Origin of the sequence: Streptomyces sp. NBC_01077 (assembly GCF_045162855.1) — a bacterium.
Lineage (GTDB): Bacteria > Actinomycetota > Actinomycetes > Streptomycetales > Streptomycetaceae > Streptomyces.
In genome coordinates, this window is sequence record NZ_CP108669.1 from 7,352,231 (window position 1) to 7,371,800 (window position 19,570).

The 19,570-nt window shown below is 73.0% G+C and carries 19 protein-coding genes; 16 read left to right on the forward strand and 3 right to left on the reverse strand.

What is annotated here, in order from left to right; all coding sequences use genetic code 11:
• Positions 1–13 precede the first annotated feature (13 nt).
• From OG462_RS33280 to OG462_RS33310, 7 genes are all read left to right on the forward strand, one after another.
• Positions 14–1,144, forward strand: coding sequence for a DegT/DnrJ/EryC1/StrS family aminotransferase (locus OG462_RS33280; protein ID WP_406063380.1), 1,131 nt, complete (start codon positions 14–16; stop codon positions 1,142–1,144).
• Positions 1,141–2,202: a glucose-1-phosphate thymidylyltransferase gene (locus tag OG462_RS33285; protein ID WP_406063382.1), complete on the forward strand. Its 1,062-nt coding sequence runs from the start codon at positions 1,141–1,143 to the stop codon at positions 2,200–2,202. The genes OG462_RS33280 and OG462_RS33285 overlap by 4 nt, the downstream gene beginning before the upstream one ends.
• Entirely contained in the window at positions 2,199–3,200 is a 1,002-nt protein-coding gene (gene rfbB, locus OG462_RS33290) for a dTDP-glucose 4,6-dehydratase (RefSeq protein ID WP_406063384.1), read from the forward strand. Before OG462_RS33285 ends, rfbB begins: the two co-directional genes overlap by 4 nt.
• Positions 3,197–4,612: an NDP-hexose 2,3-dehydratase family protein gene (locus OG462_RS33295; protein WP_406063386.1), complete on the forward strand. Its 1,416-nt coding sequence runs from the start codon at positions 3,197–3,199 to the stop codon at positions 4,610–4,612. Before rfbB ends, OG462_RS33295 begins: the two co-directional genes overlap by 4 nt.
• 98 nt (positions 4,613–4,710) lie before the next feature.
• Positions 4,711–5,433, forward strand: coding sequence for a class I SAM-dependent methyltransferase (locus tag OG462_RS33300; RefSeq protein WP_406063388.1), 723 nt, complete (start codon positions 4,711–4,713; stop codon positions 5,431–5,433).
• Positions 5,430–6,437 (forward strand): NAD-dependent epimerase/dehydratase family protein, encoded by a 1,008-nt coding sequence (locus tag OG462_RS33305; protein WP_406063390.1) that lies wholly within the window; start codon positions 5,430–5,432, stop codon positions 6,435–6,437. Before OG462_RS33300 ends, OG462_RS33305 begins: the two co-directional genes overlap by 4 nt.
• A 109-nt stretch (positions 6,438–6,546) precedes the next feature.
• Entirely contained in the window at positions 6,547–7,533 is a 987-nt protein-coding gene (locus tag OG462_RS33310; protein ID WP_406066819.1) for a carbohydrate kinase family protein, read from the forward strand.
• Positions 7,534–7,695: 162 nt separating this feature from the next.
• On the opposite strand, the gene OG462_RS33315 is transcribed toward OG462_RS33310, so the two are convergent.
• Positions 7,696–8,202 carry a flavin reductase family protein gene (locus tag OG462_RS33315; protein WP_406063392.1) on the reverse strand — a complete coding sequence of 169 codons (507 nt, stop codon included), beginning with the start codon at positions 8,200–8,202 and terminating at the stop codon, positions 7,696–7,698.
• Positions 8,199–9,182 carry a 3-hydroxyacyl-CoA dehydrogenase NAD-binding domain-containing protein gene (locus OG462_RS33320; RefSeq protein ID WP_406063394.1) on the reverse strand — a complete coding sequence of 328 codons (984 nt, stop codon included), beginning with the start codon at positions 9,180–9,182 and terminating at the stop codon, positions 8,199–8,201. Before OG462_RS33320 ends, OG462_RS33315 begins: the two co-directional genes overlap by 4 nt.
• Positions 9,183–9,417: 235 nt before the next feature.
• Between OG462_RS33320 and OG462_RS33325 the strand changes: the two genes are divergently transcribed.
• The 4 genes from OG462_RS33325 to OG462_RS33340 are packed head-to-tail and all read left to right on the forward strand — an operon-like array spanning position 9,418 to position 12,857.
• Positions 9,418–10,194, forward strand: a complete 777-nt coding sequence (locus OG462_RS33325) for a BTAD domain-containing putative transcriptional regulator (RefSeq protein ID WP_406063396.1) — start codon at positions 9,418–9,420, stop codon at positions 10,192–10,194.
• A gap of 13 nt (positions 10,195–10,207) precedes the next feature.
• Positions 10,208–10,648 carry a nuclear transport factor 2 family protein gene (locus OG462_RS33330; RefSeq protein WP_406063398.1) on the forward strand — a complete coding sequence of 147 codons (441 nt, stop codon included), beginning with the start codon at positions 10,208–10,210 and terminating at the stop codon, positions 10,646–10,648.
• A gap of 50 nt (positions 10,649–10,698) precedes the next feature.
• Complete coding sequence (locus tag OG462_RS33335) at positions 10,699–11,718, forward strand: zinc-binding alcohol dehydrogenase family protein (RefSeq protein WP_406063400.1); 1,020 nt, start codon at positions 10,699–10,701, stop codon at positions 11,716–11,718.
• The gene (locus tag OG462_RS33340) at positions 11,715–12,857 is read left to right on the forward strand and encodes a nucleotide disphospho-sugar-binding domain-containing protein (protein ID WP_406063402.1); all 1,143 of its coding nucleotides are present in this window, start codon (positions 11,715–11,717) and stop codon (positions 12,855–12,857) included. Before OG462_RS33335 ends, OG462_RS33340 begins: the two co-directional genes overlap by 4 nt.
• Before the next feature lie 60 nt (positions 12,858–12,917).
• Here OG462_RS33340 and OG462_RS33345 read toward each other — a convergent pair whose 3' ends face one another.
• On the reverse strand, positions 12,918–13,562 hold the full coding sequence (locus tag OG462_RS33345) for a hypothetical protein (RefSeq protein WP_406063404.1): 645 nt from the start codon (positions 13,560–13,562) through the stop codon (positions 12,918–12,920).
• 292 nt (positions 13,563–13,854) lie between these two features.
• Here OG462_RS33345 and fabG point away from each other — a divergent pair, with 292 nt between their 5' ends.
• From fabG to OG462_RS33370, 5 genes are all read left to right on the forward strand, one after another.
• Positions 13,855–14,640, forward strand: a complete 786-nt coding sequence (fabG, locus tag OG462_RS33350) for a 3-oxoacyl-ACP reductase FabG (RefSeq protein WP_406063406.1) — start codon at positions 13,855–13,857, stop codon at positions 14,638–14,640.
• A 34-nt stretch (positions 14,641–14,674) separates the two neighbouring features.
• Positions 14,675–15,817, forward strand: coding sequence for a hydrolase (locus OG462_RS33355; RefSeq protein ID WP_406063407.1), 1,143 nt, complete (start codon positions 14,675–14,677; stop codon positions 15,815–15,817).
• A 240-nt stretch (positions 15,818–16,057) separates the two neighbouring features.
• Entirely contained in the window at positions 16,058–17,326 is a 1,269-nt protein-coding gene (locus OG462_RS33360) for a beta-ketoacyl-[acyl-carrier-protein] synthase family protein (RefSeq protein WP_406063409.1), read from the forward strand.
• Positions 17,323–18,549: a ketosynthase chain-length factor gene (locus tag OG462_RS33365; protein ID WP_406063411.1), complete on the forward strand. Its 1,227-nt coding sequence runs from the start codon at positions 17,323–17,325 to the stop codon at positions 18,547–18,549. The genes OG462_RS33360 and OG462_RS33365 overlap by 4 nt, the downstream gene beginning before the upstream one ends.
• Entirely contained in the window at positions 18,542–19,453 is a 912-nt protein-coding gene (locus OG462_RS33370) for an MBL fold metallo-hydrolase (RefSeq protein ID WP_406063413.1), read from the forward strand. Before OG462_RS33365 ends, OG462_RS33370 begins: the two co-directional genes overlap by 8 nt.
• Positions 19,454–19,570 lie beyond the last annotated feature (117 nt).

The window sequence follows — 19,570 nt, forward strand, 5'->3', positions numbered from 1 at the left end:
TAGAAGGAACGCCATGACCACCTACGTCTGGGACTACCTCCCGGAGTACGAGAACGAACGCGACGACCTCATCGACGCGGTGGACACCGTCTTCCGCTCCGGCCGCCTGGTCCTCGGTGCATCCGTCGAGGGCTTCGAGAACGAGTTCGCCGCCTACCACGGGCTCGCGCACTGCACCGGCGTCGACAACGGCACCAACGCCGTGAAGCTCGGCCTCCAGGCCCTCGGAGTCGGCCCCGGCGACGAGGTCGTCACCGTCTCCAACACCGCCGCGCCCACCGTCGTCGCCATCGACGGCACCGGAGCCACCCCCGTCTTCGTGGACGTCCGCGAAGAGGACTTCCTCATGGACACCGACCAGGTGGCGGCGGCCATCACGCCCCGGACCAAGGCCCTGCTGCCCGTCCACCTCTACGGCCAGTGCGTGGACATGGCCCCGCTCCAGCGCCTCGCCGAACAGCACGGCCTGAAGATCCTGGAGGACTGCGCCCAGTCGCACGGCGCCCGCCACCACGGCCGGACGGCCGGCACGATGGGGGACGCCGCGGCCTTCTCCTTCTACCCGACCAAGGTCCTCGGCGCGTACGGCGACGGCGGCGCGGTCGTCACCGACGACCCGGAGGTCGACGCCGCCCTGCGCCGCCTGCGCTACTACGGCATGGCCGAGACCTACTACGTCGTCCAGACCCCCGGCCACAACTCCCGCCTCGACGAGGTGCAGGCCGAGATCCTCCGGCGCAAGCTCCGCCGCCTCGACAACTACGTCGAGGGACGCCGGGCGATCGCCCGGCGCTACGAGGAGGGTCTCGCGGACCTCGTCGGACCGGGCGGCCTCCAGCTGCCCGCCACCACCGACGGCAACGACCACGTCTACTACGTCTACGTCGTCCGCCACCCGCACCGCGACGAGATCATCGAGCGGCTCAAGGGCTACGGCATCTCGCTCAACATCAGCTACCCCTGGCCGGTGCACACGATGAGCGGCTTCCGGCACCTCGGCTACGGCAAGGGCTCGCTGCCCGTGACCGAGCGGCTGGCCGGCGAGATCTTCTCCCTCCCGATGTACCCCTCGCTCTCCGAGGACGTGCAGGACAAGGTGATCTCCGCCCTGCGGGAGGTCCTCACCGAGGGGTTCCGGTCATGAAGGCCCTGGTGTTGTCCGGTGGAGCGGGCACCCGCCTGCGCCCCTTCAGCTACTCGATGCCCAAACAGCTCATCCCCATCGCCAACAAGCCCGTCCTCGAACACGTCCTGGAGAACGTCCGCGCGGTGGGCGTCACCGAGGTCGGCGTCATCGTCGGCGACTGGGCCGACGAGATCTCCGCGGTGATCGGCGACGGCTCCCGGCTGGGACTGCGCATCACCCTGATCCCCCAGGAGAAGCCGCTCGGGCTCGCGCACTGCGTCGCCCTCGCCCGGCCCTTCCTCGGCGACGACGACTTCGTGATGTACCTCGGCGACAACATGCTCCCCGGCGGCATCGCCGACATCGCCGCCGACTTCACCGCCCACCGGCCCGACGCCCAGGTCGTCGTCCACAAGGTGCGCGACCCCCGGGCGTTCGGGGTGGCCGAACTCGCCCCCGACGGCAGCGTGCTGCGCCTCGTGGAGAAGCCCGAACAGCCCAGGAGCGACCTGGCCCTCATCGGCGTGTACTTCTTCACCGCCGCCATCCACCGCGCCGTCGCCGCCATCGAACCCGGCGCCCGCGGCGAGCTGGAGATCACCGACGCGGTCCAGTGGCTCGTCACCCACGGCGCGCGCGTCACGGCCAGCGAGTACGACGGCTACTGGAAGGACACCGGGCGGGCCGAGGAAGTCCTCGCCTGCAACCGGGCGTTGCTCGGCGAGCAGACCGCCCGGGTGGACGGCGAGATCGACGCGGAGAGCGAGGTCACGGGCCGCGTCGTGATCGAGCCCGGCGCCCGCCTGATCCGCTCCACCGTCACCGGACCGGCCGTCATCGGCGCCGGCACGGTGATCGAGAACAGCACGGTCGGACCGCACACCTCGATCGGCCGCGACTGCCTCCTGCGCGACACGACCCTCACCGACTCCATCGTGATGGACGGGGCCTCCATCAGCGGCGTGACCGGGCTGCGCGGCTCCCTGATCGGCCGCAACGCCGTCGTCGGCGGCGCCGAGGGCGACGGGCACCGCCTGGTGATCGGCGACCACACCCATATCGAGGTGGCGGCATGAGGCTGCTCGTCACCGGCGGCGCCGGTTTCATCGGCTCCCACTACGTGCGCACCATGCTGGCCGGCGGCTACCCCGGCTACGAGGACGCGCGGGTCACCGTCGTCGACAAACTCAGTTACGCCGGCAACCGGGAGAACCTCCCGGCCGACCACCCCCGCCTGGACTTCGTCCACGGCGACGTCTGCGATCTCCCCCTCCTCCTCGACGTGTTCCCGGGCCATGACGCCCTGGTCCACTTCGCCGCCGAGTCGCACGTCGACCGCTCGGTGGAGTCCGCGGCCGAGTTCGTCCGCACGAACGTGGGCGGCACCCAGACGGTGCTCGACGCCTGTGTGGAGACCGGCATCGAGCGGGTCGTCCACGTCTCCACCGACGAGGTGTACGGATCGATCGACTCGGGCTCCTGGACGGAGAGCCGGCCGCTGCTGCCCAACTCCCCCTACGCGGCCTCGAAGGCGGGCGCCGACCTGGTGGCCCGCTCCTACTGGCGCACCCACCGCCTCGGCGTCTCCATCACCCGCTGCTCGAACAACTACGGCCCCCACCAGCACCCCGAGAAGCTCGTCCCGCTGTTCGTCACCAACCTTCTCGAAGGCGTACCCCTGCCGCTCTACGGAGACGGCCGCAACATCCGCGAATGGCTGCACGTCGACGACCACTGCCGGGCGGTCCAGCTCGTCCTCGCCCACGGCGGCGCCGGCGAGATCTACAACGTCGGCGGCGGCAACGAGATCACCAACCTGGACCTCACCCGCCGGCTCCTGGAGCTGTGCGGGGCCGACGAGTCCATGATCCGGCGGGTGGCCGACCGCAAGGGCCACGACCTGCGCTACGCCCTGGACGACAGCAAGATCCGCGAACAGCTCGGCTACGAGCCCCTCGTCCCCTTCGAGCAGGGGCTGGAGCGCACGGTCGCCTGGTACCGCGAGAACCCGCAGTGGTGGAAGCCGGTGAAACACCGGGAGCGGCAGGCGTCCGGCCCGGAGACGGGACCGTGACCGGCCGTGCGGAGCCCTTGACCGCCCCCGCGGCAGCACTGCGCCGCCGTGGCGAGTCCGGCCTGCCCCGGCGCCTCGCCCGCTCCGCCGCCGCGCCGGACGGCGCCCATCTGCGTACGGACGAGGTCGTCGACTGGCTGGCGCAGTGCCTGCGGGCGCACCGGTTCCAGGTCGACCGCATTCCCTTCGCCGAGCTCGACGGCTGGTCGTTCGTGCCGGGCTCCGGAAACCTCGCCCACCACAGCGGCCGGTTCTTCTCGGTCGAGGGCGTCGGCGTCACGGTCGCCGGGGGACCCGTTCCGCACTGGGAGCAACCCATCATCCACCAGCCCGAGGTCGGCATCCTCGGCATCCTGGCCAAGGAGTTCGACGGAGTCCTGCACTTCCTGATGCAGGCGAAGATGGAGCCGGGCAACCGGAACCTGCTCCAGCTGTCCCCGACGGTCCAGGCCACCCGCAGCAACTACACCAAGGTGCACAAGGGCGCGGACGTGCGGTACCTGGAGTACTTCGCCGACCCGCGCAGGGGGAGGGTGCTCGCCGACGTCCTCCAGTCCGAGCACGGCTCCTGGTTCCTCCGCAAGGCCAACCGGAACGTCCTCGTCGAGACCGACGACGACGTGCCGCCCCACGAGGACTTCCGCTGGCTCACCCTCGGTCAGATCGGGCGCCTGCTCCGCCTCGACAACCTGGTCAACATGGACTCCCGCACGGTCCTCGCGGGGCTGCCGACCCCGGCCGCCGAGGACCACCTCGCCCGCGCGCTCCACACGGACCTCGAACTGCTCTCCTGGATCACCGCCCAGCGAGCCCGTCACGAGGTCCGGGTGGAAGGGCTTCCGCTCGCCGGGGTGCGGGGCTGGCACCGTACGCCCACCGCGATCGAGCGGCCGGACGGGCGCTACTTCCGCGTGGTGGCGGTGGCCGTCGAGGCGGGCAACCGGGAGGTCACCGGCTGGACGCAGCCGCTCGTCGAACCGACCGGGCAGGGCGTGACCGCGTTCCTCACCCGCCGTATCGGCGACGTCCCCCACCTCCTGGTGCACGCGCGGGTGGAGGCGGGCCTGCTCGACGTCCTGGAGCTGGCGCCCACCGTCCAGTACGTCCCGGAGAACTACGCCCACCTCGACCCCGCCGACCGGCCGCCGTTCCTCGACGAGGTCCTCACCGCCGGGCCCGGGCGCACCCGTTACGAGGCGGTCCACTCCGAGGAGGGCGGGCGGTTCCTCAACGCCGAGAGCCGCTACCTCGTCGTCGAGGCCGACCCCGGGTCCCCACCGGAACCGCCCGAGGGCTACCTCTGGATCACCCCGGGCCAGCTCGGCGCCCTCGCCCGGCACGCGCGCTACGTGAACGTCCAGGCCCGCACTCTGCTCGCCTGCATCAACACAGGTGCGGTGCAGGGGTTCTGACGTTCCGACACTTTAGCGGCGCCACTCCTGTGCCGCCCCTGGCTCCGCCCGTACCCGCTCCCTCCCACCGACCGTCACCGACTGCACCGAGGACGAACATGTACGGAAACGACTCCGCCGAGCTCTACGACCTCCTGCACAGCGCCCGGGGCAAGGACTTCGAGGGCGAGGCCGCCGCGGTCGCCGCCCTCGTCGACGACCGCATGCCCGGCGCCGGCTCCCTCCTCGACATCGCCTGCGGTACCGGCGCCCACCTCGCCCGCTTCGCCGAACGGTACGACCACGTCGAGGGCGTGGAGATCTCCGGGCCGATGCTCGAACTCGCCCGCGACCGGCTGCCCGGCGTCCCGCTCACTCTCGGGGACATGCGCGACTTCGACCTGGGCCGCCGCTTCGACGCCGCCGTCTGCCTGTTCGGCTCCATCGGGTACGTCGACTCGGCCGACGAACTCGACGCCACCCTGCGCTCCTTCGCCCGCCATCTGAACCCCGGCGGCGTCCTGGTCGTCGAACCGTGGTGGGCCCCGGACACCTTCACGCCCGGACACGTCTCCGCCGATGTGATCGAGGTCGACGGGACCCATGTGGCCCGCGTCTCGCACGCGTCGCTCGCCACACCCGCCGGCGACGCCTCCCTCATGCGCGTCCACTACACCGTGGCCCACCGCGACCACGGCGTACGGCACTTCGCCGAGGACCATGTGTGCCGGCTCTTCGGCAGCGATCGCTACGAGGCCGCGTTCACCGCGGCGGGCTTCGCCTTCGAGCGGGTCGCCAGCCCCGTGTCGGCCCGCGGTTTCCTCGTCGGGGTACGCAAGTGACGGCCGGGCCGCCCGCCGACGCCCGGCCCGGACGGGACCGGCGCGGACAGAACGGGTCCGGACAGGCCCGGCGCGTCGTGGTGCTCGGCGGCACGGGTTTCGTGGGGCGGACCGTCTGCGCCGACTTCCGGGCCGCCGGCTGGGACGTCCTGGCGGTTGCCCGGACCGTGCCCGCCCGGCCCGTCGCGGCGCGGTTCCTCCCGCTCGACCTGGCGGAGACGACACCGGAGGAGCTCGCCCGCGTCCTGGCGGACGAGCGCCCCGACGTGGTCGTCAACGCCACCGGGAGCATCTGGAGCCGGGACGACGCCGCCATGGATCGCATCTGCACCGTCCCCACCCTGCGGCTCCTCGACGCGCTCGGGGCCCTGCCGCAGCCGCCCCGGCTGGTCCACCTCGGCTCCGTACTCGAATACGGCCCGCTGCCGCCCGACGGAGCCCCCCGACCCGACCCGGCACCCGAGCCGACGACCCCGTACGGAAGGGCGAAGCTCGCCGCCTCCCGCGCCGTCCTGGAGGCGGCGGCGGACGGCTCCGTGCGCGCCCTCGTCCTGCGCGTCGCCAACGTCTCCGGCATCGGCACCCCCGACGTCAGCCTGCTCGGCCGGGTCGCCGAGCGGCTCGTGGCGGGTGCCGCCGGCGGCGAGCCGGTCACCGTGGAACTCGCACCGCTGCGGGCCCACCGCGACTACGTCGACGTACGGGACGTGTCGGCGGCCGTGCTCGCGGCGGCGCTCTCGTCCGCCAGCGGCCGGGCCGTCGACATCGGGCGCGGCGAGGCCGTCCCCGTACGGCGGCTCGTGGACCTCCTGGTGAGGGTGAGCGGCGTACCCGCCCGCATCGTCGAACGACCGCAGGAGCCGGGCGCCGGGCCCGAGCGGGACTGGATCCGGACGGACCTCGCCGCTGCCCGCGAGGTGCTCGGCTGGAAGCCGAGCCGCGGTCTCGAGGAGTCGCTCGCCGCCTACTGGGCGGACGTCAGCGGCCGTGCCGCCGCCGCTTGAAGGCGGCCGGGCCCCCACCCCGTACGGAGCGGCGCTCTCACGCCGAACCGAGCGGGGCTCTCACCTCGTACAGAGCGGGGCTCTCACCCCGAACAGAACTGGAGTGGATGTGCGTATCGCGGTGACAGGCTCCATCGCCACCGACCATTTGCTGACGTTTCCCGGCCGGTTCCGGGACCAGCTCATCGAAGGCCGGCTGGACACGGTCTCGCTCTCCTTCCTCGCCGACGAACTGGAGGTGCGCCGCGGCGGCGTGGCGGCGAACATCGCCTACGGCCTCGGCGCCCTCGGACTCGCCCCGCTGCTCGTGGGGGCCGTCGGCCGGGACTTCGCCGAGTACGGGGAGCTCCTCGCGGCACAGGGCGTCGACACCGGCTCCGTACACATCAGCGAGGCCCGCCACACGGCCCGGTTCATCTGCACCACCGACGCGGAGCAGAACCAGATCGGCACCTTCTACGCCGGTGCGATGAGCGAGGCCCGGGACATCGCCCTGGCCCCGGTCCTCGACCGGGCCGGGGGCCTGGACCTGGTCCTCGTCTCGCCGAACGATCCCGAGGCGATGCTGCGGCACACCAGGGAGGCGGCGGCGCTCGGCGTGCCGTTCTGCGCCGACCCCTCCCAGCAGCTGGCGCGACTCGACGGGGACCAGGTCCGGCTCCTCCTGCGCGGGCCGAGGCATCTCTTCACCAACGCGTACGAGGCCCAGCTGGTCCAGGAGCGGACCGGATGGACCGAGGCGCAGGTCCTGGAGCGGGTCGGCACCTGGGTGATCACCCGGGGCGCCGACGGCGTCCGGATCCTGGCGGCCGGCCGGCCCGCCCTCGACGTGCCGGCCGTCCCCGCCGACGGAACCGTGGAGCCCACCGGAGCCGGGGACGCCTTCCGGGCCGGCTTCCTCGCCGCGGTGGCCGGGACGGACGACACGGAGCGGGCGGCCCGGCTCGGCGCCGCCCTGGCCACCACCGCCCTGGAGTCCGTGGGGTCGCAGGCGTACACCCTCGACGGGGAGCGGCTGCTCGCCCGCATCGAGGACGCCTACGGGCCGGCGGCCGCCGCGGACCTCGCACCGGTGACCAAGGCCGTACGGGTGTAGCCGCACCCGCACCCGTACTTGTACCCGCACTCGTACGCGTACCCGTACGCGTACCCGCACGCGTACCCGCACGCGTACCCGCACGCGTACCCGCACGCGCACCCGCACGCGTACCCGTACGCGTACCCGCACGCGTACCCGCACGCGTGCCCGTGCCCGTCGTCAGCTCGTCGTCGTACGGAAGGCCCGGCCGTGCCAGAGCAGCGGCCGGGTGCCCCCGTCGAGGAGCACCTCGGTCGGCCGGCCGACCAGCATCTCGTGGTCACCGACCCGCAGCCGGTCCGCGACCTCGCAGCGGAACGCCGCGTGCGCGTCGGGGACGAAGGGCAGCCCGGAGCCGGGCCAGGTGGCGAGGGCCTGACCGGCGAACCGGTCGATGCCCCGGGTGGCGAACCGGCGGGCGAGCTCCTGGTGCTGCTCGCCGAGCACGTTGACGACGAACGCGGACGCGGTGGCGAAGGCCGCGGCGCAGCTGGAGGTGTGGGCGATGCCGACCATGACGAGCGGCGGGGAGAGGGAGGCGGAGGTGACCGAACTCGCCGTGAGCCCCCACCGGCGCCCTTCCCCGTCCGCCGTCGTCACGAGCGTGAGCGGCGAGGCGAGCAGGGACAGCGCGTCCTTGAAGGTGTCCGTGTCCCGTACGGCCCTGATGTCCGCCCGCACGCTCACGAGGAGCCTCCGTCCGCCTCGACCGCCTTGACCGGCTCGTCCGTCTCGACCGCCGCCAGCGCGTCGAGCACTGCGCGGTGCCGGACATCGCGCTCCAGGCACAGGCGGCCGTAGTCCTTGCCGCCGAAGAGGCGTTCGGCCTCCGAACCGAGCGCGTCGATCGTCTCCTCGGTCATCCGGGGAGACCCCAGTTCGGCCCAGCTCTTCTCCAGGCCGACGCCGAGGTGGCCGAGCCACTTCCGCAGGCCGCCCTCCCCACCTCCGAGATGGAAGGAGTGGAACGGGCCGATCGTGGCCCACCGCAGTCCGATGGACCGGGTGACGACCGTGTCCAGCTCCTCCATCGACACCACGCCCTCACGGACGAGATGGATGCTCTCCTGGAGCAGCGCGGACTGCAGCCGGTTCGCGACGAACCGGGCGATCGGCCGCCGCAGCACGACGGGCGTCCGGCCCACCGAACGGTAGAAGGCGACGGCCTCCTCCACCGCCTCCGGGTCGGTCCGCTCACCACCGACCACCTCCACCAGCGGCACGATGTGGGGGGAGTTGAAGGGGTGGCCGACGACCAGCCGGCCGGGGTCCTTCATCCGCTCGCCCATCGCGTCGGGCAGCAGGGTCGACGTCGACGACAGCAGCAGGGCGCGCTCCGGGGCCTCCTCGCCGACGAGGCGGAACAGCTCCTGCTTCAGGAGCAGGTCCTCGGGTGCGTTCTCCTGCACGACGTCCGCGTCCGCGACCGCGCGCGCCACGTCGGGCTCGAAGGTGACCCGTTCGAGAAGCTCCTCGGGGTCCAGGCCGGCTCCGCCGGGCAGGGTCGGCGCGAACGTCCGCAGACCTCCCAGGACGACGCTCCGCGCTTCGGGACGGCGGCTGTTCACCCGCACGTCGAGTCCGTGTCCGAGGAACAGGGTGATCCACCCGAGGCCGATCGTCCCCGCGCCGATCACCGCCACGGTAGGCCGGCCGGATCCGCTCATCGTCTTCGTTCTCCCGTTCTCGTGTCCCGTGTGCGCTGTCGCACGGGGCACATGCTGGGCCGCCGTGCTCGACGGAACCTCGACGCGCGCTCGACGAAGCCCCCGGCCCAGAGAGACGAAGAGCCCCTGGCCCAGAGAGACGAAGACCCCCGCCCAGAGATCAGTGACACCCCATCCGCCGGTCCGGAACCGACCGGAAACGAGACGTCCGAGGTCATCCCATGAAGGTCATCCAGTGAAATTCCATCTCCTCGGCCCCTTCGAGATCACCACGGAGGACGGCCGGTCCTGCATCCCGCCCACGCCGAAGGCCAGCCAGGTACTCGCCCTGCTGCTCACCCGACCCAAGGAGATCGTGCCGGTCGACGCCTTCATCCAGGAACTCTGGGCCGAGAACCCCCCGCGCAGCGCCCTGACCACGCTGCAGACGTACGTCTACCACCTGCGCAAGATCCTGGTCGGCGAGGGCCTCGCCGCGGCGGAGGAACGAATCCTGGTCACCCGCAGTCCCGGCTACCTCATCGACCCGTCCGGACACGGCCTGGACACCCGGGAGTTCGAGGAGCTCGTGAAGTCCGGGCGCCGGGCCGCCGACAAGGGCCACCTCGAACTGGCCGCCCGCACCCTGGGCGACGCCCTGGACATGTGGACCGGCCCCGCCCTGGCCAACATCTCCACCGGCCGTGTCCTCAACGGCTACACGATGTACCTGGAGGAGCTGCGGGTCCGCGCCGTGGAGCGGCGCATCGAGGCGCTCAAGCAGCTGGGGAACGAGCGTGACCTCATTCCCGAACTGTGCGCGCTCATCCAGCAGTACCCGCTCAACGAGTGGTTCCACGCCCAGCTCATCGAGTCGCTCAGCAACTGCGGCCGGCGGGCCGAGGCCCTCAAGGTCTACCGGGACCTGTGGCGGTCCCTCGACGACGAGCTGGGCATCGAGCCGTCCCCCGACGTGCAACGCCTTCACCACGAGGTACTCAACCCGGTCGCGCGCTCCGGTCGCGCGGCCTGACGAGAGGAGATCCATGTCCACCACCCGAGTTCCCGAGGAGCTGTACAGCCGTGTGCAGCAGTTCCACGCGGCGCAGATGCAGGCGCTCGACAGCGGCCGGTTCGACGACTACGCCGACACGTTCACCGAGGACGGCGAGTTCCGGCACTCGCCCGGCCGGCCGGCCGCCCGCACCCGGGCCGGCATCGCCAAGGAGCTGGTGGCGTTCCACCAGGAGCGTTTCGCCGGCGAACCCGTCCAGCGCCGCCACTGGTTCAACATGCTGAACGTCCAGGAGCAGCCCGACGGCACGATCCACGCCACCTTCTACGTGCTCGCGCTGCTGACCCGGGTGGGCGAGCGCGTCCCCGAGATCGCCCCGAGCTGCCTGGTCCGGGACGTGCTGGTGGAGGAGGACGGCCGGCTCCTCACCCGCTCCCGCCGGGTCGAGCACGACCACGTCCCGGAAGCGTGAGCAGCCCCCGCCCCTTCCCCCGACCTTCTCCGACCCCCTGGAGGAATGCCATGCGCGCTGTCCGAATCCATGAGTACGGCGGCCCCGAGGTGCTGCGTACCGAAGAGGTGCCGATACCGGAACCGGGGCCCGGCCAGGTGCTGATCGCGGCCGAGGCGATCTCCGTGGGCTTCGCCCAGACCCAGATGCGACGGAACATCTTTCCCGCCCCCATGTGGCGCCCCGAGTTCCCCGTCACGCTCGGCGGCGATGTCGTCGGCGAGGTCGTCGCCGTGGGGTCCGGCGTGACCGGGATCGCGACCGGCGACCGGGTCGGCGCCTTCACCCTGCACGGCGCCTACGCCGAGTACGTCGCCGTCGACGCGGACACCGTGCTCCCGGTGCCCGCCGCTCTCGACGCGGTCCAGGCGACGGCGCTGCCCGCACCCGGGCCCATCGCCATGGGCACGATGGGCACGGCGTCCCTCGCCGCCGGGGAGAGAGTCCTGGTGCACGCGGCGTCGGGCGGCATCGGGCACCTCGCGGTCCAACTGGCCCGGCTCGCCGGGGCGGGGACGGTGATCGCCACCGCCGGCACGCCCGAGAAATGCGCCTACGCCCGCTCCCTCGGCGCGGACGTCGCCGTCGACTACAGCCGTACGGACTGGCCGGACGCGGTACGCGAAGCCACCGGCGGGCGCGGCGTCGACGTGATCCTCGACAGCGTCGGCGGCGAGGTGCTCCGGCAGGGCGTGGGTCTCCTCGCCCCGTTCGGCAGGCTCGTGTTCTACGGGTCGGCCGGCGGCGGTCTCGGCATTCCCTCCGTCTCGCCCATGGAGCTCATCGGGATGCGGTTCCTCACCGGGTTCGCCCTGTCCGCGTGGCGGAGCGAGCGGCCGGAGCAGTACCGCGCCGACCACGACACGCTCACCGCCCACCTGCTCGCCGGCACCGTCCGGCAGAGCGTGCACATGACGCTGCCCCTGGAGGACGTGGGCAAGGCGCACGAGATCGTGGAGAGCCGGGGCCAGTTGGGGCGGATCGTGCTTCTCACGGGCCGGGGCGCCGCGGCCGCCGGAGGGACGGCATGAGGATCCTCTTCGTCGCCGGCCCCAGCCCGGCGACCGTCTTCGGACTCGCCTCCCTGGCCGTCGCCGCACGCCAGGCGGGACACCAGGTGATCATGGCCGGGACGGAGGAGCTCGTCCCGCACATCACCGGGATCGGTCTGCCCGGCGCGGCCGTCACCCCGCGCACGTGGGAGAGCCTGATCGTCACGGACCGGTCCGGCGAGCCGGTGCCCCGGATGCCCCGCGGCGTCGAGCCCGAACGCCGCCACCACGGCGGCTGGTTCGGCCGGCTGGCCGCCGAGAGCCTGGACGGCCTTCGGGAACTCGCCGCGCACTGGCGTCCCGAACTCGTCGTCGGCGGCAGCATGTCGTACGCGGCCCCGCTGCTCGCGGCCCAGCTGGGGATCCCGTACGTCCGCCAGGCCTGGGACCTGTACGACACCCGGGGGGTCGACCCGTACGCCGCCGAGGAACTCCGTCCCGAGCTCGACGCGTCGGGGCTCGACGGGCTTCCCGCGCCGGACCTCCGCATCGACGTCTGTCCGCCGAGCCTGCGGCCCCCGGACGCCGACCCGGCCCAGTCGATGCGCTGGATCCCGTACAACCGTCAGGAGCCGCTCGAACCGTGGATGTACACCCGGGGCGAGCGGCCCCGGGTGTGCGTGACCTCCGGCAGCCGTGAGACCGAGGCCAACCGGGACTTCCTCGGCCGGCTGGTCGCGGACCTCGCCGCCTTCGACGCGGAGATCCTGGTCGCGGCACCGGAGGAGGCCACGTCCCGGCTGCGGCAGACCGTCGGCCGGGTGCGGATCGGCTGGATGCCGCTGGACGTCGTCGCCCCGACCTGCGATCTCGTCGTCCACCACGGCGGGGGAGTCACCGGGATGACGGCGCTCGGCGCCGGAGCGGCCCAACTGCTGCTTCCCCGCTGGGACATCTTCGCCTCGACCATGCGCCGCACGGCCGAGCAGGGAGCGGCGCAGGTCCTCTTCCCCGAGGACGCGACGCCCGAGGCGGTGCTGCGGGCGTGCCGGGAACTCCTCGAAGAGCCCGGACACCGGAAGGGGGCCGGTGAGATCGCGGCGGAGATCGCCGCGCTCCCCGGTCCTGCGGAGGTCGTCGGGGCCCTGGAGCGGCTGGCCGCCCGGCACCGGGCGTGACGCCGCCGGGGGCGGTCACGGGAGATCCCGTGACCGCCCCCGGCGGGCGTCGAGGAGGGGTCAGCCGACGTTCGTCGTGCTGAACACGACGGGGGTGGCCGGGTCGGCGTAGCACTGGAACGGGTCCCACTGGTTGTTCGCCGGGTGCAGACGGTTCCACCCGAAGGAACGGTTCTCGAAGCTCGAACCGCCGGGGGCGGTCGTGACGGCGCCCTGGGCGGGCGCGCGCAGCGCGACCACGAGGGTGGGCAGGTCGAACTCGACGCCGCCCGGGATGCTGTCGGGCGAGGTGACGACGAACTCGGCGCCGCGACGCTCGACATGGAAGGCGGCCGTGCCGAGGTTGCTGCCCCCGACCAGCTTGTAGCCGAGGACCTTGGCCCCGGGCGAGACCTTGTAGGCGACCTCGATGTCGGTGAGCTCCTTGTTGTACTCGCCGAGCGCCAGGATGGGCGCGGGGTCGAACGACACGTTGAACACGGCGTTGGAGGAGACCTGTGCCGGGGCCGTGGTCGTGAAGTTCCGGGCGTACCCGTTGATCGGGAACCACGCGCCGTCGAAGCGGCTCTGGCACACGTAGCCGACGGTCGACGAGGTGCTCGTGCCCGGGGCGGTGGCGCTCGCCGGGGACGTGGCGCCCAGCAGGGCGGTGGCCGCCGAGATGGTCAGGGCGGCGGCGATCCCCGCCGTGCTCTTCTTCTTCATGGTGCGTGTGGCCTCTCTCGCTGCGGTACGTGGGCCCCTGCTCCACGACGGAGAGCAGGGAGGCCGGTGGTGCCGGCGAGACGAAAGCATCGTCGGCCCGCTCGAACGGTCCTCGGCGTCCGGTCGATCGGAACTCGAAGTTCCGATTCGCCCGCGCCCGCTCCTCCGCCGGCGGGCGCTTCGAGCGCACTTCGAACGGCCTTCGAGACCCCGGAGCGAACGTCGGCCGAGTCGGGACCCGCACGTTTCGGCCCCCGCACACCGCCCGTACAGCACACCTCTTGGAGGACCCATGACTCAGGCGAACGGCCGTGTGGCCGTGGTCACCGGCGCGACCAGCGGCATCGGTTGGGAGATCGCCGCCCGCCTGGCCGAGACCGGCCACCGGGTCTATCTCTGCGCACGGTCGGCGGACCGGCTCGCCGAGGCCGTCAAGCAGCTCCAGGACCGCGGATACGACGCCGACGGCAGCACCTGCGACGTGGCCGACCCCGAGCAGGTCACGGCGTTCGTGACGGCCGCCGTCGCCCGCTACGGCCCCATCGACATCCTGGTCAACAACGCCGGCCGCAGCGGCGGCGGCATCACCGCCGACGTCACCGACGAGCTCTGGCTCGACGTCGTCAACACCAACCTCAACAGCGTCTTCCGGATGACGAAGGCGGTCCTCACCGTCGGCGGCATGCAGGGGAAGAAGCGCGGCCGCATCGTCAACATCGCCTCGACCGGCGGCAAGCAGGGCGTCCTGCACGGCGCCCCCTACTCGGCCTCCAAGCACGGCGTCGTCGGCCTGACGAAGGCCTGGGGCCTGGAGCTGGCCAAGACCGGCATCACCGTCAACGCCGTCTGCCCCGGCTTCGTCGAGACCCCCATGGCGGAGAAGGTCCGCACGCACTACGCCGGGATCTGGGGGACCACGGAGGAGGAGGCGTTCGAGCGGGTCACCGCGCGCGTTCCGATCGGCCGGTACGTCGAACCCTCCGAGGTCGCCGCGATGGTCGAGTACCTCATCGGCGACGGAGCCGCCGCGGTCACCGCCCAGGCCCTCAACGTCTGCGGCGGCCTCGGCAACTACTGACCGGACGCCCGCAACCAGCACCTCAGGGAGCGCCATGCCCGCCACCCAGCCGCCCTCACTGTCCCCGGACGCCGTACACGAGGCCGCCGAGACGGCCGCCAAGCACGCGACGGCCGCCGAGTCCGACCGGAGACTTCCGACGGAGGTCGTCGCCCCGATCCTGGCCGCCGGATTCGCCCGCCACTTCGTCCCCGCCCGCTGGGGCGGCTCGGCCGGCACGTTCCGCGCGCTGCTGCCCGCCGTCGCCGTGATCGGCGAGAACTGCACCTCGGCGGCCTGGTACGCCTCGCTCGCCGCGAGCGTCGGCCGGCTCGCCGCCCACCTGCCGCCGGACGGCCAGGCGGAACTCTGGCAGGACGGGCCCGACATCCCGATCGTCGGAGCGCTCGCCGCCGCCGGCACCGCCGTGCGCGTCCCCGGCGGCTGGCGCGTCAGCGGCCAGTGGCCGTACGTCAGCGGGGTCGACTCCTCCGCCTGGGCCCTGGTCTGCGCCCGCGCGACCGACGGCGAGCACCAGGAGCCGCGCTTCTTCGCGGTCCCCCGCGCCGCGTACGGCCTCGGGGACTCCTGGTTCAACGTCGGGCTGCGCGCCACCGGCAGCAACACCCTCGTCCTGGACGGCGTGGCCGTGCCCGACGCGCGCTCCGTCGCCCTCGCCGACCTCCTCGCCGGCCGGGCACCCGACGCCCTCGCCCCCTGCCACCGGGTCCCCATGAAGGCAGCCAACGGCCTGACCCTGACGGCACCCCTGCTCGGCGCGGCCCGCGGCGCCCTGCGCCAGTGGTCCGGCCTGGCGCGCGACAAGCTCCGGGCGCCGGCCGCCGCCATCACCGGCGGCGCGGACCGGACTCCGTACGAGCTCACCCTCGCCCGCTCCGACGGCGAGGTCGACGCGGCCGCCCTGCTCCTCGACAGGGTCGCGGAGGTCCTGGACCAGAGCCCCGTCGACGCGCTCCTGACGGCCCGCAACGGACGCGACTGCGCCCTGGCGGCCGAGCTGCTCGCCGGCGCCGTCGACCGGCTGCTGCGGTCCTCGGGCAGCAGGGGCCAGACCGACACCGAGCCGCTCCAGCGGTTCTGGCGGGACGTCAACGCGGGAGCCGGCCACAGCGGCCTGCAGTTCCCGCCCGCGGCGAGCGCCCTGAGCCGCGCCTCGGGAGCCCTGGGGCCTGTCTGACACCCCGTGACCGGCGCGCGAGGCAGCTGATCCGCCGGCACACACCTACAGCAACGACACGTACCCGCAGCAGCGACGCGTACCGCAGTCGCGACGCGTACCGCAGCGGCGACACATACCGCAGCAACGACTCGTACCGCAGCAACAAGAAGGGAACACGCACCCGATGTCGTGCATCCAGCGAACGACGGCAGCCCCCCGGGGGCACGCCCGGTCCCGCTACCCGGCGGGGGGCTCCCGATGAGCCGCCGCGTCGTCGTCACGGGACTGGGGGTGCGGGCCCCGGGTGGCTCGGGGACGCGGCAGTTCTGGGACCTGCTCAGCTCCGGCCGGACCGCCACCCGCGCCATCAGCTCCTTCGACGCCTCCAAGTGCCGCTCCCAGGTGGCGGGCGAGATCGACTTCGACCCCGCCGCCGAGGGCCTCACCCCCCGCGAGATCCGCCGCATGGACCGGGCCGCACAGTTCGCCGTGGTCTGCGCGCGCGACGCGGTGGCCGACAGCGGGCTCTCCTTCGAGGGCCTCCGCCCCGAGCGCGTCGGCGTGAGCGTGGGCAGCGCGGTCGCGGCCGCGATGTCGCTGGAGAGCGAGTACCGGGTCCTCTCCGACCAGGGCCGCGAATGGGAGGTCGACCCCTCCTACCTGACCCCCCACATGTTCGATCACATGGTGCCCAGCATCCTCGGAGCCGAGGTCGCCTGGACCGTCGGCGCCGAGGGGCCGGTCACCGTGGTCTCCGACGGCTGCACCTCCGGCCTGGACTCGGTGGGCTACGCCTGCCGGCTGATCCAGGAGGGCTCCGTCGACGTCATGCTGGCCGGCGCCACCGACACCCCCCTCACCCCCATCGTCGCCGCCTGCTTCGACGCCATCAAGGCGACCACCCCGCGCAACGACGACGCGGAACACGCCTCCCGGCCCTTCGACCTCTCCCGCAACGGCTTCGTCCTCGCCGAGGGCGCCGCGATGTTCGTCCTGGAGGAGTACGAGAGCGCGGTACGCCGGGGAGCCCGGATCTACGCCGAGGTGAGCGGCTACGCGACCCGCCTCAACGCCTACCACATGACCGGTCTCAAGACCGACGGCCGGGAGATGGCCGAGGCCATCCGCGTCGCCCTCGACGAGTCCAGGATCGACCCGACGGCCATCGACTACGTCAACGCCCACGGCTCGGGCACCAAGCAGAACGACCGCCACGAGACGGCCGCCTTCAAACGGAGCCTCGGCGAGCACGCCTACGCCATCCCCGTCAGCTCCATCAAGTCGATGGTCGGCCACTCCCTCGGCGCCATCGGCTCCATCGAGATCGCGGCCAGCCTCCTGGCCCTGCAGCACCAGGTCGTCCCGCCCACGGCCAACCTCCACACCGCCGACCCGGAGTGCGACCTCGACTACGTCCCGCTGACCGCCCGGGAGGCGAAGCTGCGCAGCGTGCTCACCGTGGGCAGCGGCTTCGGCGGATTCCAGAGCGCGATGGTGCTCCGACGACCCGAGGAGGCGGCGGCATGACCGACCGAGCCCTGATCACCGGCATCGGCGTGGTGGCCCCCAACGGCCTCGGCGTCAAGGAGTACTGGAACGCCACGCTCGAAGGGCGCGGGGGCATCGCCCCCCTCACCCGCTTCGACGCCTCCCGCTACCCCTCCCGACTGGCCGGCCAGATCCTCGACTTCGACCCGGCGGACCACCTGCCCAACCGGCTGCTGCCGCAGACCGACATCTCCACCCGGCTGGCCCTGATCGCCGCCGAGCAGGCCCTCGCCGACGGCGGCGTCGACCCGGCCGAGCTCGTCGACTTCGACCTCGGCGTCATCACCGCCAACGCCTCGGGCGGAATGGCCTTCACCCACCGGGAGTTCGCCAACCTCTGGTCCAAGGGGCCGGAGTTCGTCAGCGTCTACGAGTCGTTCGCCTGGTTCTACGCCGTCAACACCGGCCAGGTGTCCATCCGGCACAAGCTGCGCGGCCCGGGAGCCGCCCTGGTCGCGGACCAGGCGGGCGGCCTGGACGCGCTGGGTCACGCCCGCCGGTCCCTCGGGCTCGGCACCCCGCTCGTCGTCACGGGCGGCGTCGACTCCGCCCTGGACCCCTGGGGCTGGGCCGCCCACCTGTCCAGCGGGCTGACCAGCGACAGCGACGACCCGGACCGCGCCTACCTCCCCTTCGACACCGGGGCCCGGGGCCATGTGCCCGGCGAGGGCGGCGCGTTCCTCATCATGGAGAGCGAACAGGGCGCCCGGTCCCGGGGGGTCGACCGCGCCTACGGCGAACTCGCGGGCTACGCCGCCACCTTCGACCCGCCGCCCGGCTCCGATCGTCCTCCGGCCCTCCGCCGCGCCGCCGAGCTGGCGATCGCCGACGCCGGCCTCACCCCCTCGGACATCGGCGTCGTCTTCGCCGACGCCGCCGGCACGGCCGACCTGGACCGCAGCGAGGCGGAGGCGATCACCGCGATCTTCGGTCCGCACGGTGTGCCGGTCTCCGCGCCCAAGGCGCTGACGGGCCGGCTCCTCGCGGGCGGAGGCCCGCTGGACGTCGTGGCGGCGCTGCTGGCCCTGCGGGACGGGCTCGTCCCGGCCGTACCGTACGAGGGGGAGACACCCGCCGCGTACGGCCTCGACCTGGTACGCGGGACACCCCGGCCGACCACCGCGCGCGCCGCCCTGGTGCTCGCCCGGGGCCGCTGGGGCTTCAACTCCGCCGTCGTGGTCAAGGGCGCCGACCATGGCTGACGCCCTCCCGCGCCTCGCCGAGGTCGCCGACGGAGTCCACGCGTACCTGCAGCCCGACGGCGGGTGGTGCCTGAACAACGCGGGGGTGATCCGGGTCGACGGCGGGGCCGTCGTCGTCGACACGGCGGCCACCGAACGCCGGGCCCTGCGGCTGAAGGAGAGCGTCGACGCCCTCGCGCCCGGCCCGCGACGGACGGTGGTCAACACCCACTTCCACGGCGACCACACCTTCGGCAACAAGGTCTTCGGGCCCGGCGCCACCGTGATCAGCCACGCCCACACCCGGACCGACATGGCCGCGACCGGACTCGCGCTGACCGGGCTGTGGCCGGACGTGGAGTGGGGGGACGTCGAGGTCGTCCTGCCCGACCTGACCTACTCCGGCAGCCTGACCCTGCACGCGGACGGCCGGCGCGTGGAGCTGCTGCACCTCGGCCCCGCGCACACCCGGAGCGACACCGTGGTCTGGCTGCCGGAGGAGCGGGTCCTGTTCACCGGGGACATCGTGATGCCCGGGTGCACGCCCTTCGTCCTGATGGGAACGGTGCGGGGCTCCCTGGACACCCTGGAGCGGCTGCGCAGGCTGCGGCCCGTCACGGTCGTGGGCGGCCACGGACCGCTCGCGGGCCCCGAGGCCTTCGACGCCACCGAGGAGTACCTGCGGTGGCTGCAGAAGGTCGCGGCCGAGGGCGCCGACCGGGGGCTCACCCCGTTGGAGACGGCCAGGACGTGCGACCTCGGACCCTTCGCGGGCCTGCTCGACTCCGAGCGGCTCGTGGGCAATCTGCACCGCGCGTGGCAGGAGCGGGACGAGGACGCCGAGCCGGCCGGCCCGCTGGACGTGGCGGGGGTGTTCGGCGAGATGGTCACGTACCACGGCCGCCTGCCGGCCTGCCACGCGTGACGGCACCGGCTTGCCACGCGTGACGGCGTCGACCTGCCACGCGTGACGGCGCCCGCCTGACACCTCCGCCCGGGCCCGGGACACCACCGGGCCCGGGCGGCACACGCATGCCGCCCT